17 protein-coding genes are annotated in these 15,148 nt (G+C 72.2%); 11 read left to right on the forward strand and 6 right to left on the reverse strand.

What is annotated here, in order from left to right; all coding sequences use genetic code 11:
• Positions 1-264: 264 nt before the first annotated feature.
• Positions 265-921 carry an alpha/beta hydrolase-fold protein gene (locus tag AB0O93_RS07815; RefSeq protein ID WP_363342154.1) on the reverse strand — a complete coding sequence of 219 codons (657 nt, stop codon included), beginning with the start codon at positions 919-921 and terminating at the stop codon, positions 265-267.
• Between the two features lie 84 nt (positions 922-1,005).
• On the opposite strand from AB0O93_RS07815, the gene AB0O93_RS07820 reads away from it, so the two are divergent.
• The 7 genes from AB0O93_RS07820 to AB0O93_RS07850 all read left to right on the forward strand — a co-directional run bounded on the left by AB0O93_RS07820 (position 1,006) and on the right by AB0O93_RS07850 (position 6,211).
• A complete protein-coding gene (locus tag AB0O93_RS07820) occupies positions 1,006-1,620 on the forward strand; it encodes an NUDIX hydrolase family protein (protein WP_363342156.1) in 615 nt (204 codons plus the stop codon).
• 43 nt (positions 1,621-1,663) lie between these two features.
• Positions 1,664-2,497: an ATP-binding protein gene (locus tag AB0O93_RS07825; protein WP_363342158.1), complete on the forward strand. Its 834-nt coding sequence runs from the start codon at positions 1,664-1,666 to the stop codon at positions 2,495-2,497.
• A 51-nt stretch (positions 2,498-2,548) separates the two neighbouring features.
• Positions 2,549-3,724, forward strand: a complete 1,176-nt coding sequence (locus AB0O93_RS07830; protein ID WP_363342160.1) for a DUF2092 domain-containing protein — start codon at positions 2,549-2,551, stop codon at positions 3,722-3,724.
• 101 nt (positions 3,725-3,825) lie between these two features.
• A complete protein-coding gene (locus tag AB0O93_RS07835; RefSeq protein WP_363342543.1) occupies positions 3,826-4,761 on the forward strand; it encodes an ABC transporter ATP-binding protein in 936 nt (311 codons plus the stop codon).
• On the forward strand, positions 4,748-5,593 hold the full coding sequence (locus AB0O93_RS07840) for an ABC transporter permease (protein WP_363342162.1): 846 nt from the start codon (positions 4,748-4,750) through the stop codon (positions 5,591-5,593). Before AB0O93_RS07835 ends, AB0O93_RS07840 begins: the two co-directional genes overlap by 14 nt.
• A 28-nt stretch (positions 5,594-5,621) precedes the next feature.
• Positions 5,622-5,870, forward strand: coding sequence for a hypothetical protein (locus AB0O93_RS07845; RefSeq protein WP_363342164.1), 249 nt, complete (start codon positions 5,622-5,624; stop codon positions 5,868-5,870).
• A complete protein-coding gene (locus AB0O93_RS07850) occupies positions 5,867-6,211 on the forward strand; it encodes a type II toxin-antitoxin system PemK/MazF family toxin (RefSeq protein ID WP_363342166.1) in 345 nt (114 codons plus the stop codon). The genes AB0O93_RS07845 and AB0O93_RS07850 overlap by 4 nt, the downstream gene beginning before the upstream one ends.
• 15 nt (positions 6,212-6,226) lie before the next feature.
• Here AB0O93_RS07850 and AB0O93_RS07855 read toward each other — a convergent pair whose 3' ends face one another.
• The 3 genes from AB0O93_RS07855 to AB0O93_RS07865 all read right to left on the reverse strand — a co-directional run bounded on the left by AB0O93_RS07855 (position 6,227) and on the right by AB0O93_RS07865 (position 9,534).
• Positions 6,227-7,291 (reverse strand): low specificity L-threonine aldolase, encoded by a 1,065-nt coding sequence (locus AB0O93_RS07855; RefSeq protein WP_363342168.1) that lies wholly within the window; start codon positions 7,289-7,291, stop codon positions 6,227-6,229.
• 78 nt (positions 7,292-7,369) lie between these two features.
• Complete coding sequence (locus tag AB0O93_RS07860) at positions 7,370-8,080, reverse strand: SDR family NAD(P)-dependent oxidoreductase (RefSeq protein ID WP_363342170.1); 711 nt, start codon at positions 8,078-8,080, stop codon at positions 7,370-7,372.
• Positions 8,077-9,534 carry a DUF6421 family protein gene (locus AB0O93_RS07865; RefSeq protein WP_363342172.1) on the reverse strand — a complete coding sequence of 486 codons (1,458 nt, stop codon included), beginning with the start codon at positions 9,532-9,534 and terminating at the stop codon, positions 8,077-8,079. The genes AB0O93_RS07860 and AB0O93_RS07865 overlap by 4 nt, the downstream gene beginning before the upstream one ends.
• Before the next feature lie 129 nt (positions 9,535-9,663).
• Between AB0O93_RS07865 and AB0O93_RS07870 the strand changes: the two genes are divergently transcribed.
• Positions 9,664-10,161, forward strand: coding sequence for an Lrp/AsnC family transcriptional regulator (locus AB0O93_RS07870; protein ID WP_082334512.1), 498 nt, complete (start codon positions 9,664-9,666; stop codon positions 10,159-10,161).
• Between the two features lie 71 nt (positions 10,162-10,232).
• Positions 10,233-11,201, forward strand: a complete 969-nt coding sequence (locus tag AB0O93_RS07875) for a diacylglycerol kinase family protein (RefSeq protein ID WP_363342174.1) — start codon at positions 10,233-10,235, stop codon at positions 11,199-11,201.
• 121 nt (positions 11,202-11,322) lie between these two features.
• On the opposite strand, the gene AB0O93_RS07880 is transcribed toward AB0O93_RS07875, so the two are convergent.
• Positions 11,323-11,808 (reverse strand): hypothetical protein, encoded by a 486-nt coding sequence (locus tag AB0O93_RS07880; protein WP_363342176.1) that lies wholly within the window; start codon positions 11,806-11,808, stop codon positions 11,323-11,325.
• A 168-nt stretch (positions 11,809-11,976) separates the two neighbouring features.
• On the opposite strand from AB0O93_RS07880, the gene AB0O93_RS07885 reads away from it, so the two are divergent.
• Entirely contained in the window at positions 11,977-13,185 is a 1,209-nt protein-coding gene (locus tag AB0O93_RS07885; protein ID WP_363342178.1) for a histidine kinase, read from the forward strand.
• A 13-nt stretch (positions 13,186-13,198) separates the two neighbouring features.
• Complete coding sequence (locus AB0O93_RS07890; protein ID WP_363342180.1) at positions 13,199-13,807, forward strand: response regulator transcription factor; 609 nt, start codon at positions 13,199-13,201, stop codon at positions 13,805-13,807.
• A 109-nt stretch (positions 13,808-13,916) separates the two neighbouring features.
• Here AB0O93_RS07890 and AB0O93_RS07895 read toward each other — a convergent pair whose 3' ends face one another.
• On the reverse strand, positions 13,917-15,101 hold the full coding sequence (locus AB0O93_RS07895) for an ABC transporter substrate-binding protein (protein WP_363342182.1): 1,185 nt from the start codon (positions 15,099-15,101) through the stop codon (positions 13,917-13,919).
• Positions 15,102-15,148: the final 47 nt, after the last annotated feature.

The raw sequence follows: 15,148 nt of genomic DNA on the forward strand, positions 1-15,148 counted from the left end.
CCGGTGTCGTGCGCTGACACCGGAGCGCGCCCGAACACCGGGTATTCCGGAGGGGAAGCGTGGTCGACGGCTCAGCGCGGAAGAGGTGCGCGGCCTGTCGAGGGTCGACGGAGCAGCGCGATTACATCGCGGATGCGTCGGTCAGCTTCACCGGTTCGTCCTCACGGTCGGGAACAAGGCCGCTCACGTTACCAGGCGACCCGTGTCCTCGGCCAGCCCCCGCCCAGCCCCCCGACCAGGCGCGGCCGCGAACCACCCCGCTCCTCACTTTGCGTCGTCGGCGAGCCGCTTGGTCAAGAACACGTGGACGTCGGCCAGCTCGTCCGCCGACACGCTGTGGGTGAGCCCGGGGTAGACCCGGCCGCTGAGGTCGCTGTGCTCCGGCAACCAGGCGGTGGTGTGGGCGACGAGCGCGTCGGGGATGACGTCGTCGTGCGTCCCCCGGCCCCAGAAGATCGGCGGTCGCTCGTCGCGCAGCACCTCGTCACCGGGAAGGATGCCGGGAGTGACGTACCCGGCGAGGTTGACCCCGAACGCGAAGCGCCCCGGGGCCAGGCGCATCGCCTGCATCGCCACGGCCGCCCCCTGCGAGAACCCGAGCAGCCCCACCCGCGGATGCCCGGATCCTTGCGCGTCGATCCACGCCAGCACGGCGCGAGCGGCCGCGGTGACGGCGGCCGGGTCACGGCTCTGCAGCCCCTCGATCGGGTACCAGGAGTACCCGGGCGCCGGCCACGGCGGCGCGAGGGGCGCGCGCAGTGCTGCGACGGTGAACGCCTCCGGCAGGTGCGGGACGAGCCCGAACAGATCCGCCTCGTCCGACCCGTAGCCGTGCAGCAGAACCAGCAGCGGGCGATCCGTGCGGTCTGCGGCATCCGTCGACCAGCGCACGGCGTTCTCATCAAGGACCGGGTCGGACATGCCGTCCAGTGTCCCACCCGCCGCCGACATCGCCCCGCCGCCGCCCGCCCCGAACCCCCGCCGCCCGTGGGGTATACAGGACTCATGCCGGTCCGCACGCCTGATCCCGACCCCGACGAGCGCGGCGAGGGTGCCGCGAACGATCCGCTCCGCTTCGGTTCGGGGCCGTCGTCCGGCTCCACCAACCCCGGATGGCTGAGCGACGTCGAGCTCGCCGAAGCCCGGCGACGGATGCCGATGCTCTACGTCGAGGCCGTGCCGGTGCGCACCGACGGCGTGGGCGCCGTGACCCAGGTCGGCATCCTTCTGCGCGCGACGCCGGTGGGCGAGATGACCCGCACGATCGTGTCGGGGCGGGTCCGCTACGGCGAGACGGTCCGCGACGCGCTCTTCCGCCATCTCGAGAACGATCTGGGCCCGATGGCCTTCCCCCTCCTTCCGTTGCAGCCGGTGCCCTTCACCGTCGCGGAGTATTTCCCGATCCCCGGCGTGAGCGCCTTCCACGACGACCGTCAGCACGCCGTGTCGCTCCCTTTCGTCGTCCCGGTCACGGGCACGTGCGAGCCGCGTCAGGATGCCCTCGAGGTGACGTGGCTCTCGCCCGAGGAGGCGGCATCCGACGCGCTCGCCGCCGAGATGGAGGGCGGCCGCGGCACCCTGATCCGCCTCGCCCTGGCGAGCGTGGGCGCCCTGCGCTGACCCGCACCCGCACCCAGCCCCCGCCCCTGATCACGGACTCCGGATGCCGCACAGCCCGCTCCTCGTCGAATTCGCCGTCGCCCTGCCCGTCGTCCTCCTCGTCGCGTATGTCGTCGCGCGGGTGATCCGACGCCTGTTCGGGCGCCGCATCGCGCTGGAACTGCGCACGATGACGATCGTGTCGTTCCTCGGCATCAGCGTCGGCCTGCTGCTGTCGGGGATCTTCTTCTACGGGCTGCGCCTGTGGATGCCGACGACGATCCTGCTCGCCTTCGGGTGCAGCGTCGGCCTGTCGGCCCTGGTCGCCGGCATCGCGGCGTGGATCCGCCGGGGACGCGTCGACGTCGACGTGTCGGCCGTCCTCGCGGCGGGCGAGAGCGACCGGGTGGAGTTCAAGGAGACCGCGCGGTGGAACATCCGCGAGAACCGCAAGGACCCGCGCATGGAGATGGCGATCGCCAAGACCGTCGCCGCGTTCCTCAACAGTGCAGGCGGCGTCCTCGTCATCGGTGCATCCGACGAGGGGCGGGCCGTCGGTCTCGATCGCGACCTCGCGACGCTCCGCACCCCCGACCATGACCGCTTCGAGCTGTGGCTGCGCGACCTGCTCTCCACCCTCCTCGGACGCAACGCCGCCGCCCTCCCGCGCCTGCAGTTCACCGTCGTCGAGGGCGCCACGGTGTGCGCGGTGATCTGCCCGCCCTCGCCGAAGCCGGTCTTCCTCACGGTGGCGAAGGACGGCGGCTCGACCGACCTCTGGGTGCGCGTGGGGAACTCCACCCGCTCGCTCGGCGTGGACGAGGCCGTCGACTACGTCGCGCGGCACTGGCGACCGTCGGTCCTCGGCGCGCTGACGGGCACCGGCCCCACCCGCTGAGTCTTCGCTGTGACCCCGGTCAGCGCGCCGAGACCGGCGTAGCCTGACAGCATGTCCTCCGGTCGTTCCCTGCCCTCCCGTCGGGCTCTCGCCTGGACCGCCGCGGTCGCCGTGCCCGCCGCGGTCGGTGCCGCCGTCCTCGTCCCGCTCGCCGCGAGCGGAAGTGTCGATCTTCCCGATCTCACCCCCGAGCAGCTCCTCGCCCTCGCCGCCGACAGCGACGTCGACCAGCTCTCCGGCACCCTCGAGCAGAGCTCCGCCCTCGGCCTCCCCGACCTCGGCGCTGTCACCGACGCGCTCGGCGGCGGGTCGAGCGGAGCACCGGGAACGGATGCCGACTCCCGCGCCGCCGACGTCGCCGACCTCCTCGAGCTCGTGACCGGCACGCACACCGCGAAGGTGTACCTCGACGGAGATCGCGCCCGCCTGCAGGTGCTCGACGAACTCGCCGAGCGGAACGTCTACGTCGACGGCGCCGCCGGCGAGGCGTGGTTCGTCGACAGCGAGTCGCAGACCGCGACCCGCTTCGTCGCCCCGGGGGGCTCCGGCGAAAAGCCCGAGGACGCGCCGCAGGCCGAGCTTCCCACCCCGCAGGAGATGATCGACCGGGCACTCGCCGACCTCGACGAGTCGACCAAGGTGTCCGTCGGGTCCGACGGCCGGGTCGCGGGCCGCGACGCGTACGAGCTCGTCCTCACCCCGCGCACGGACGACACGATCGTCGGCGAGGTGCGCTTCGCCGTCGACGGTGAGACGGGCGCCGCGCTCGCGGCATCCGTCACCGCACGCGGAGCGAGCGAGCCGGCGTTCGAGATCACCTTCACCGACGTCGATTTCGCCGCTCCGGATGCCGCCGCGCTGACCTTCGCGCCCGGCGCCGGGATCACGGTGGAGGAGAAGGAACTCCCCGCGTGGACGGATGCCGACGCCCGTGACCACGCCGAGAAGCCGGCGCCTCCGGCCTCCGCGCAGCCGCGCGTGACCGGAGAGGGCTGGGCGACGATCGTCGAGATCCCGGCGCCCGCCGGGGAGCGCGACCCGATCGCGGGGCTCGCCCCGGACCAGGCGGCGCTGCTCGACTCGGTGACCACCGCGGTCGACGGTGGTCGGGTGCTCGAGACGGCGCTCGTGACGGTGCTCCTCACCGACGACGGTCGCGTCTTCGCCGGCGCCGTGCCGGCGGACGCGCTCGTGGCCGCCGCGGCCGCGGACGCACCCGGCCGGTGATCGCAGACGGCGCGGTGCCTGCCGGCGCCCCCGCTCCTGACGCCTCGAACGCCGCGAATCCGCACGACGCGCACGCGGACGCAGACGCCGACGACCTCGCGATCGCCACACGCGGTCTCACCAAGCGCTTCGGCGCCCAGGCCGCCGTCTCCGACCTCGACCTGCGCGTCCCGCGGGGGGCGGTGTTCGGCTTCCTCGGACCCAACGGATCGGGCAAGACCACGACGATTCGGATGCTGCTCGGCCTGATCCGACCCAGCGCGGGGGATGCCCGGGTCCTCGGCACCGCCGTGCCCGCGGGGCTCGACCGCGTGCTCCCGCGCGTCGGCGCCCTCGTCGAAGGGCCGGCGTTCGCGCCGTTCCTCACCGGAGCGCAGAACCTCGCCCGCCTCGACGCCGCCGACCGTCGGAGCGACCCCGCGACCCGCGGTGACCGCGTCGCCACGGCGCTCGAGCGGGTCGGGCTCGCTCACGCGGCGCGGAAGAAGGCGCACGCGTACTCGCTCGGCATGAAGCAGCGCCTGGGGCTCGCCGGCGCCCTGCTCGCCCCGCGGGAGCTCCTCGTCCTCGACGAGCCCACGAACGGCCTCGATCCGCAGGGCACGCGCGAGGTGCGCGCCCTCGTCCGCGCGCTGGCGGCGGAGGGTGCGACGGTGTTCGTCTCCAGCCACCTCCTCGCCGAGGTGGAGCAGCTGTGCTCGCACGTCGGCGTGATGAGCGGCGGGCGCCTGGTCGCGCAGGGGACGCTGGATGACTTCCGTCGCACCGGCGCGCAGCCGCGCGTCCACGTCCACACCCCCGACACCGATCTCGCCCGATCCGCCCTCGCTTCGCTCGCGATGTCGCCGGATGCCGAGGCCGCGACATCCGATCGCGACGTGGTCGTCGCCGCCCTGCCTGAGGACCGGGCGCCCGAAGAGATCGTCGCGGCGCTCGTGTCGGCCGGTGTGCGGGTGCGCGGGTTCGAGGTGGTCGGATCGAGTCTCGAACAGCGCTTCGTGGAGCTCACCGGGGAGGGATTCGATGTCGTCGCGTGAGATCGCCGTCCGTCCCGGCGGCACGCTCCGCCTGTTCGCGAACGAGCTGGCCACCCAGTTCCGACGCGGGCGGACCCTGGCGATGCTCGGCGCGCTCGCGCTCATCCCGATCCTCCTGGGCGTCGCGATCCGGATCGCCGGCAGCTCCTCCCCGGGTCGGGGGCCGGCGTTCCTCGACCAGATCACCGGCAACGGCCTCTTCGTCGCCCTCGCCGCACTCACCGTCGCGATCCCGCTGTTCCTGCCGCTCACTATCAGCGTCGCCGCGGGCGACGCGATCGCGGGGGAGGCGGCATCCGGAACCCTCCGCTACCTCCTCCTCGTCCCGTCCGGGCGCGCGCGGCTCCTCGCGGTCAAGTACGCGTGGGCGGTGGTGTTCTGTCTGACGGCAGCGGTGCTCGTGGTCGTCGTCGGCACGATCGTCGGGTGGATCCTCTTCCCCGTGGGCCCCGTCACCCTCCTCACCGGCACGGAGGTCTCGGTGGTCGAGGGGGTCGGCCGCGTGCTCCTCATCGCCGGATACGCGGCACTGTCGCTGTGCGGTCTCGCCGCGATCGGGCTGTTCTTCTCGACCCTCACCTCGGTGCCGATCGGCGCGATGGCCGCGACCGCGATCCTCGCCGTCGCCGCGCAGATCGTGGGCGCCATCCCGCAGCTCGAAGCGCTGCATCCGTGGCTGTTCACCGACCGGTGGCTCGACTTCGGCGACCTCCTGCGTGCGCCGATCGTGTGGGACGGCTTCGCCCAGAACGCCCTGCTCCAGGGCGCCTACATCGTGGTGTTCGTGGGAGCGGCGCTCTGGCGCTTCGCCCGCAAAGACATCCTGACCTGACCCGCGCGGGGTGAGTCATACTGTCGGTATGACCACGACCATCAAGGTCAGCGATGAACTTCGCGACCGGCTGAAGGAGCAGGCGTCGCGCGACGGCGTGACCCTCGGCGCGCACCTCGCGCGTCTGGCGGATGCCGAAGACCGGCGTCGTCGACTCCGCGACCTGGCCGAGGCCGTCGTTGCGTCTGCGCCGGAAGTGCTGGCCGCCCATGCCGCGGAGACTGCTCGATGGGAGCGGGCCGAACTGATCGACGGTGCTGATGAGCGGCGCGCGTGACCGCCTCTGAGCTCGGGCCGGGCACGATCGCGTGGGCGCAGCTCGAACCGGTTCAGGGTCGGGAGCAGGGCGGTCACCGACCGATCCTGGTGATCTCCTCGGCGGGATACCTCGAGGCCGTCACGACGCTCGTGGTCGTCCTGCCCATCACCACCACCGACCGTGGATGGCCGAATCATGTTCGGGTCGCGGGGCCGAGTGGACTCGACCGACCGTCATGGGTGATGACGGAACAGCCGCGGACGCTCGCGCGCTCGCGGATCACCGGGAGCGCGGGCGTCGTATCCGATGCGTGCCTCGCGAGTGTCCGAGTGTGGCTCGGGGACTTCCTGGACCTGTGAAACGCGTCAGGCCGCTCAGGCGGTTTCGCGCGCGATCCCGGCGATGAAGGCGTCGATGTCGGCCTCGGTGGTGTCGAAGCTGCACATCCAACGGACCTCGTTCTTCTTCGCATCCCAGTCGTAGAAGCGGAAGGACTCCCGCAGGCGGTCTGCCACGCCGTCGGGGAGCGTCGCGAACACGCCGTTCGCCTGGGTGGCCTGGGTGAAGCCGACGCCGCGGATGGATCCGTCGGCGATGCCGGCTTCGACGCCGGCGCGGAGGCGCGTGGCCATCGCGTTGGCGTGCCGGGCGTTGCGGAGGTACAGGTCGTCGCTGAGCAGCGCCACGAGCTGCGCCGAGACGAAGCGCATCTTCGACGCGAGCTGCATGTTGAGCTTCCGCAGGTAGATGAGGCCGTCGGAAGCCTCGGGGTCCATCACGACGATGGCCTCGCCGAGCATCGCGCCGTTCTTGGTTCCACCGAAGCTCAGCACGTCGACACCGGCGTCGCGGGTGAAGGCACGCAGCGGCAGATCGAGGGCGGCGGCGGCGTTCGAGATGCGGGCGCCGTCCATGTGCAGGCGCATGCCGCGGGCGTGCGCGTGGTCGGCGATCGCGCGGACCTCGTCGGCGGTGTACACGGTGCCGAGCTCGGTCGACTGCGTGATCGACACGACGAGCGGCTGCGCGCGGTGCTCGTCGCCCCAGCCCCACGCCTCGCGGTCGATCAGCTCGGGGGTGAGCTTGCCGTCCTCGGTCGGGACGGTGAGGAGCTTCAGGCCGCCGACCTTCTCGGGCGCTCCGCCCTCGTCGACGTTGATGTGCGCGGTGCCCGCCGCGATCACCGCGCCCCACCGGGGGAGCATCGACTGGAGGCCCGTGACGTTCGCGCCGGTGCCGTTGAACACCGGGAAGGCCTCGACGCCGTCGCCGAAGTGCGACGCGAACACCTCCTGGAGGCGGGCGGTGTACGCGTCCTCGCCGTAGGCGACCTGGTGGCCCTCGTTGGCCGCGGCGATCGCGGAGAGGACCTCCGGGTGGATGCCGGAATAGTTGTCAGAGGCGAAGCCGCGGACGGCGCGGTCGTGGAGGGTGCTCACTTCGTCCAATCTAGTCGGGGTGGTCGGCGCCGGGGGGACGGTGTGGGGGCGCTCCGTCGCGGGTGCTCCGCCGTGCGATCAGCCCAGGGTGATCGGCGCGGACAGGTCGTCGGGTGCCGCATCCCACAGCCCGACGACGGCGCGGGCGAGGTCGTCCTCGAGGCCGTCGAGGCTCTTCACGCGGAAGATGACGGATGCCGCCCGCGGCTCCTCGCCGGCATCCCGCGCGGCCTTGGCGTAGCCCTGGCCGACCGCGCGGGTCCAGGCTTCCGCCGCCGCCTTGAGGGCGACGTAGTTCGCCGATCCGGCGAGGGGACGCTCGACGGAGGTGCTCGAGACGATCGCCAGGCGCCCGGCCGCGGAGGCCTTCAGGTCGTCGTCGACGGCCCGCGAGACGTGGCGGAGGCTCGTCAGCGCCGTCTCCAGCGCGCGGTAGTCCTCCTCGGTCTGACCGGCGAGGCCGCCGCCGCCGCGCCATCCACCCACGAGGTGGACGACGCCGTCGACGGCGCCATCTGCGGCGTGGATGCGTGCAACGAGGTCGGCGACCGCGGATTCGTCGGCGAGGTCGCACACCTCGGCCGAGATATCGCGCCCTGTCGCCGCGCGCACCTCGTCGACGAGCGCGGCCAGGCGTGCGGCATCCCGCCCGACGACGATCACCTCGGCTCCCGCGGCGGCGAGCTCGCGCGCGCAGGCGAGGCCTGAGGCGCTCGTGGCGCCGGCGATCACGACGCGGCGACCGCGGACGGCGGGGGTCGCCGCGTCGATCTCTCCGGCCTCGCTCACGCGGGGGCCCGCCCGGTGATCCCCGTGGTGGAGGCGATGACCGGGCGCATCTTCTTCTCCAGCGCCTCGAAGAACATCGACAGGGGGAATTCGTCCGGCATAACCGCGTCGGTGTAGCCCTTGGGGGCGCCGGCGAGGATCTCGTCGCCGAGGCCGCGCGCCCACGCCGAGGCCGGGTGCGGGGTGACGACGCCGCGGACGAGGTCGTAGGCCGCGAGCCAGTGGGTGACCTTCGGGCGGTCGATCGAGCGCCAGTAGAGCTCGTCGATCGCGTCACTGAGGGCGATCACCGCCGCCGGCACCTCGTCCCAATCGAAGGCGAGCGCGGTGTCGGTCCAGTGCAGGACGCCCCGCTGGTGCAGCCACGCGAACAGCAGCTGCCCGCCGAGGCCGTCGTAGTTGCGCACGCGCGAACCGGTGATGGCGAAGCGGAAGATGCGGTCGAAGATCACGGCGTACTGCACGAGGATCGCGTGCTGCAGGGTCTCGGCCTCGGTCGCGTCGAGCGTCTCGCCGGCGTCGACGCGCGCGCGTAGGCGTGCGGTGATCCCGACGCACTCGCGGAAGGCCGTCAGGTCGCAGCGCAGCTCCTCGAGCGAGTACAGGAAGAACGGCATCCGCTGCTTGATCATGAACGGGTCGAACGGGAGGTCGCCGCGCATGTGGGTGCGGTCGTGGATGATGTCCCACATCACGAACGTCTCCTCGGTGAGCTCCTGGTCGTCGAGCATCGCGGCGGCGTCGGCGGGCAGCTCGAGCTTGGTGATCTCGGCGGCAGCGCGGACGACGCGACGGTAGCGCGCGGCCTCGCGGTCCTGGAAGATCGCGCCCCACGTGAAGGTGGGGATCTCCCGCATCGCGACGGTCTCGGGGAACAGCACCGCGGAGTTGGTGTCGTACCCCGGGGTGAAGTCGACGAAACGCAGCGAGACGAAGAGGGCGTTGCCGTAGTCGCCCGCCTCGAGCTGCGCGATGAACTCCGGCCAGATGACCTCGACGAGCACCGCCTCGACGTGACGATCGCTCGAGCCGTTCTGGGTGTACATCGGGAAGATCACCAGGTGACGGATGCCGTCGACGCGGTGCTGCTGCGGCTGGAACGCCACGAGGGAGTCGAGGAAGTCCGGGATGCCGAACCCCTCGGTGCGCCAGCGGGCGAAGTCCGCCGCCGAGGCGCGGAGGTACGGGTCGTCGTGGGGGAAGGAGGGGCGCAGCTCGTCGAGCGCGGCGATGATCGCGTCGACGTGGGCGGCGGCGGCGGGGTGGTGCGCGGCATCCGGAATCGAACCGTCGGACGCCTGCAGGGGCTGCAGGGCGGTCGCGGCGGCTTTGAGGCTCAGCCAGGCCGCGGAGTCCTCGACGCCCGAGGCGGAGTGCGCGGGGGTGGCCTGTGCGGGGGTGGCCTGTGCGGGGGTGGCCTGTGCGGGGGTGGCCTGTGCGGTGGTGAGGGGCATGAGGCCTCCGATCGACGTTGGCGGGGACGGATCTCGTCGCCGCACCATGCTACGGGAAGAATTCCGGCGGAATCAAACAAGCGCAGGAGAATTGTCGGCGCCGGCGGAGGTGGCTGATACCGTCGCCACATGACTGATCAGCGGGTCGATCCCCCTGCCACGGAGCGCTCCTCGGCCCGCCTCGAGGACGACACCGACGCCGCGATCGTCGCCGAGGTCACCCGGGACGGGCGCGCGACGCTCGCCCACATCTCCGCGGCGGTGGGGCTGTCGGTCTCGGCGGTCCAGTCGCGCCTCCGTCGGCTGGAGGCCCGCGGCGTCATCACCGGATATCGCGCGGTGGTCGACGCCGAGGCGGTGGGGAAGCCGCTGGCGGCGTTCATCGAGATCACGCCGCTCGATCCCGGGCAGCCCGACAACGCCCCCGAGCTCCTGGAGCACCTGCGCGAGATCGAGGCGTGCCACTCGATCGCGGGCGACGCCAGCTACATCCTGCTCGTCCGGGTGGCGACGCCGCGGCACCTCGAGGAGCTCATCCGCGAGATCCGCCAGACCGCGTCGGTGAACACCCGGACGACCGTCGTGCTGCAGACCTTCTTCGAGCATAGGCCGGTCCTGCCCGCCTGACGGACCATGGGCCTGCGGTACCGATGCGCAACCCCCCGGGCCGCGGCATCCGTGGAGAGTAGCCTCGACCGATGACGCACGCACAGGCAGACGGGCACCCACCGCACATCGGCCCGGACGGTGCGGGCCTCCTCGTGCTCCGCAACCGTCGCGCCGGCGCCTCGTCGCTGCGCGCGGATCCCGGCGGGCGGCTGCTGCGCGAGCTTCCCGCCGCGCGTGTCCGCGAACTCGAGCCGGACGAGGACATGGCGGATGTCGTCGCCGAGGCGATCGCGGGCGATGACCCGCCCCGCATGCTCGGGGTGCTCGGCGGCGACGGATCGGTCTCGGCCATGGCGCACATCGCCCGCACGGCGGATCTGCCGCTGTGGGTGGTGCCGGGCGGGACCTTCAACCATTTTTCGCGGTCGCTCGGAATCGACGGACCGGACGCGGCGATCGCCGCGCTCCGGGGCGGCCGGGTCCGCGCGATCGACGTGCTCGAGGTGCGGGTCGACGAAGGCGACCCGCAGACGGTGCTCAATGCGGCGTCGCTCGGTCTGTACGCGGGGCTCATCGACGAGCGCGAGCGGCGGCAGTCCCTCGGCAAGTGGCTCGGCGCGCTGGTGGCGGCATCCGACGAGATCACCGAAGCACAGCCCACCGAGATCGTCGTGGACGGTCGCCGCGCGCGCGTCTGGTCGGTCTTCATCGGCGTGGGTCTGCACGCGTCCGACCAGGTCGCGACGCTGCAGCGTTCCGAGGCGGATGCCGGCACCCTCGACATCCGTATCCATCACGCGCGCGGCGGGCGCCTGCGGGCGCTGGCGTCCCTCGCCTTCGGGCGACGGACGCGGGCCGTGCTGCGCGCGCTGCGAGTCTTCCCGCCCGCGCGCGACGTCGAGCGGCGGCTCGTGGACACGCTCGAGCTGCGCGTCCGCCCGGTCGACGCGGACCAGGCCGCCTGGGTGCATGACGGCGAGCTCGAGAAGGCCCCGGAGTCCGGGTTCACCCTCCACCTCCGCCGCGTCCCCGCCGCCCTGTCCGTCGTCACCGCCTGACCCGGGTTGCCCCTCGTTGGCCGCGAGACTGCATCCTCCCGTCGAGACTGCGTGCGGGGCGTGCAGTCTCGACCGGAGGATGCAGTCTCGGCGTCAGGGGAACCGCCGGGGCGGGGCGGGGTCAGCGGGCGAGCTGGACGCCGAGGGTGGCGAGGACGCCGAAGGCGATGCCCCACAGGATGATCGAGACGATCTGCCAGAAGATGACGGTGTTGCGGTTCGCGCCGAACGACACCATCGCCGCCGACGTGATCTGGCTCGGCAGGATCGTCTGCCCCAGCAGGCTCACCCCGGCCACGCCGTAGCGGTCGAACGCGCGGCGGAGCTTCGCGCGCCGCGGCGACTCCTCGGGCGCGGCATCCGCGCCACCCCGTCCGGCGATCACCTTCGTGCGCACCCCGTGCGCGGAGAAGACGAACGCGAGCATCGAGGCGACGTTGCCCACCACCGCGACGGCGATCGCGATCGGCGTCGGCAGGCCGATGAGCACCCCGATGACCGACCCGAAGTACGACTCCACGAACGGGATCGCCGAGACGAGCATCACCCCGAGCCAGGAGATGTACTCGGGGAACGAGGCGGCGAAGTCCTGCAGGGCGGCGATCATGGGGGAAGTCCTCTGGCTGTCGGGAGTGGGTGGTCTGCGGCGCCGGGAGCGCCTCGATGACCATCCTTCGCGAACGGATGCCGCGGCGGCAGTGCGCCCGGATCACCGCCGTCCGGGCGTTCCCGCACGTCCGACCGTGACAGATGTCACTGGTCTACCCTCGGGGACGTGACCGTCGATCATCACCGGAACGTGCGCACGACGTGGCTCTACACCCTGGGCTCGATCGTGGCGTTCGTGGGCTTCTTCTGCGGGTTCATCGCGCTGATGATGCTCGCGGCCCTCGCCGTGGCCCCCACGGCCGCGCTGTCCGTGGCGATCGTGCTGCAGCTGGTGGCGGGCATCGTGCAGATCCGCTTCTGCTGGTACCTCCGCGGCGGACGAGGGGCGGGGATGCCGGGGCTCGGTCCCACGCTGGCGCTCTTCCTCCCCGCGACGGCGGTGTGGGTGCTGACCCTCTTCGCTCCGGGCGTCGCGCTCGTGGGAGCCGCGTCCCTCTGGGTGGCGCTGTGCCTTGTGGCCTGCCTCGTCGGCCGCCGCCGCCGGTGGGAGCTCATCGCGCTCGGCGCGATCCTCCTGGTCGGACACACCGTCCTCGCCGAGCGCATCACCCCGCCCGCGCCCGGGGAATCCCTCGTCGAGGCCGGCACCGCGTGGGCGACGGTGATCTACGCCGCGTTCGTCCCGTTCATGCTCCTGGTGAGCGTGTGGTTCTGGGAGGTGGTGCTCGAGCTCGACCGGCACCGCCGGACGGCCGCGGCACTCGCCGTCACGCGCGAGCGGCTGCGGTTCGCCTCCGACCTGCACGACATCCAGGGGCACCACCTGCAGGTCATCTCACTGAAGGCCGAGCTCGCCGAGCGCCTGCTCCCCGTCGACGTGGACGCGGCGCGCGCCCAGCTCCGCGACGTCCGATCGATCGCCCACGAGGCGCTCGCCGAGACGCGCTCGCTCGTCGCCGGGTACCGGCAGGTGTCGCTCGACGACGAGCTGTACAACGCCCGCGAGGTGCTCGGAGCCTCCGGTGCGCGATGCACGCTGCGCGTGGAGGCCCTTCCCGACGACGACGCGACGCGCAGTGCGCTGGCGCTGACGGTCCGCGAGGCGACCACGAACATCCTGCGCCACAGCGAGGCCACGGAGGTCGAGATCACGGTGGTCGCCACGGCCGGTGGGTGGACGCTCACGATCGCGAACGATGCGGCGGCGCCGCCGGCGACCGATTCCGTCGACGCGGGGAGCGGCATCGCCGGGTTGCGCGAGCGCCTGGTCGCCCTCGGCGGGAGCCTGGATGCCGCGCACGACGGAGACCGGTTCGTGCTGCGCGCGGTGGTGCCCGCGGTCGCGCGGCCGTCGACGAGCGGGGTGCGCGCGTGAGCGGGGTTCGTCGGTGAGCGGCATCCGTCTCCTCGTCGCCGACGACGAGCACCTGATCCGGGGCGCCCTCGTGGCCCTGCTGCAGCTGGAACCCGACATCGAGGTGGTCGCGACGGCGGAGAACGGCATCCGTGCCGTCGAGGAGGCGCGGGAGCACCGGCCGGACGTGTGTCTGCTGGATCTCGAGATGCCCGAGGCCGATGGCCTGGAGGCGGCCGCGAAGATCCTCGCCAGCGTGCCGTCGCGCGTGGTGATCGTCACCCGCCACGCCCGGCCCGGGGTGCTGCGCCGTGCCCTGGCGAGCAAGGTGTCGGGGTTCGTGCCGAAGTCGACGCCTGCGGAGGAGCTCGCGGACGTCATCCGCACCGTCGCCGCCGGGCGTCGCTACATCGATCCCGAGATCGCGGCGGTGGCGCTGACGGCCGAGCGGAGTCCGCTCACCGATCGCGAGCTCGACGTCCTCCGCCACAGCCGCTCGGCCCACAGCGTGCAGCAGATCGCCGATCGCCTGCACCTCGCGCCCGGCACGGTGCGCAACTACCTCTCCGCGGCGATGATGAAGCTCGACGCCTCCTCCCGCCACGAGGCCGCCGACCGCGCCTGGGAGCAGGGCTGGATCTAGCCCCGCCCCCACTGCCCGCGAGACTGCATCCTCCCGTCGAAACAGCGTGCGCGGCGTGCAGTCTCGACCGGAGGATGCAGTCTCGCGGTCCGGGGAAGGGGGCGGGAGGCTACTGGCCGCCCTCGGTCAGGGTCACCTCGATCGGGGTGTAGGTGCCGGCGACCTCGACGCCCTCGTCCTGGAGCTCGGCGAGCGCCTGCTCGATGTACTCGTTCGAGAAGGCGGATGCCGGGGGCTCGGCCGTGATCAGGTTAAGGCCGTCCTGGTTGACCGCCGCGAGCGCGCCGGCGACCGTCTGATCCCACGCGGCCTGGTCGACGACGCCGAACTCGCCCCCGGTCCAGATGAGCTTGTTCACCTCGTTCATCTGCCACAGCTGGTGGGTCGGGCCGACCGGGAAGGCCGCCTCGGCGTTGATCGCCGCGTCGTACGTGATCTGCGCGGCCTCCTCGGGGTTGTCCCGCGCGAAGACCCAGCCCTTGACGACGGCCTTGAGGAAGCGCACCGCCGCGTCGGCATAGGCGGGGTCGCTCTCGAGGCGCGCGGTGTCGGCCCAGATCGCGTCCTGCAGCATGGCGCCGGCGGTGTCCTGGTACGACACGACGTCGAAGTCCTCCGGCTGGTACAGCTCGCCGGTGTCGGGGTTCACGACCTCAAGGATCTGCGCCCACTCGTTGTAGGTCATCGCCTGCGCGGCATCCACGTCGCGGTCGAGCAGCGCGTTCATGCTGAAGTCCTGCGTGACGATCGACACGGTCGAGGCGTCGAGTCCTTCCTCGGCCATCGCCGCGAAGATCTCCCACTCGTTGCCGAAGCCCCACGATCCGATGCGCTTGCCCTCGAAGTCGGCGACCGACTCGATGCCGCTGTCGGCCCACGACACCTGCAGGGTTCCGGAGTCCTGGAAGACCTGGGCGATGTCGGTGAGCTCGGCGCCGCTGGCTTCGAGGCTTCCGAGCACCTTCGGCACCCACGCGATGGCGAAGTCGACCTCGCCCGCGAGGAGCGCGTCCTGCGGCACGATGTCGCCGCCCGAGGGGAGGATCTCGACGTCGGTGAAGCCCTCGTCCTCGAAATAGCCCTGGTCGAGGGCGACGTAGTAGCCGGCGAACTGTGCCTGCGGCAGCCACTGCAGCTGCAGCGAGACCGAGGTCATCGTCTCGGTCTCGCCGGAGTCGCCGCCGGCGCCGGAGTCGGAGTCGGAGTCGGACGATCCCGCGCAGGCGGAGAGGGCGAGCGCGCTGACCGTGATGACGGATGCCGCGGTGAGCGTGCGGCGGATGCGGTGTCTCATGCTGTTCCTTTCTCGGGTGGTGCAGGGGTGGTGCGGATCTCGGGTGG

It is taken from the genome of Microbacterium sp. NPDC077184 (assembly GCF_040687055.1).
GTDB lineage: Bacteria > Actinomycetota > Actinomycetes > Actinomycetales > Microbacteriaceae > Microbacterium.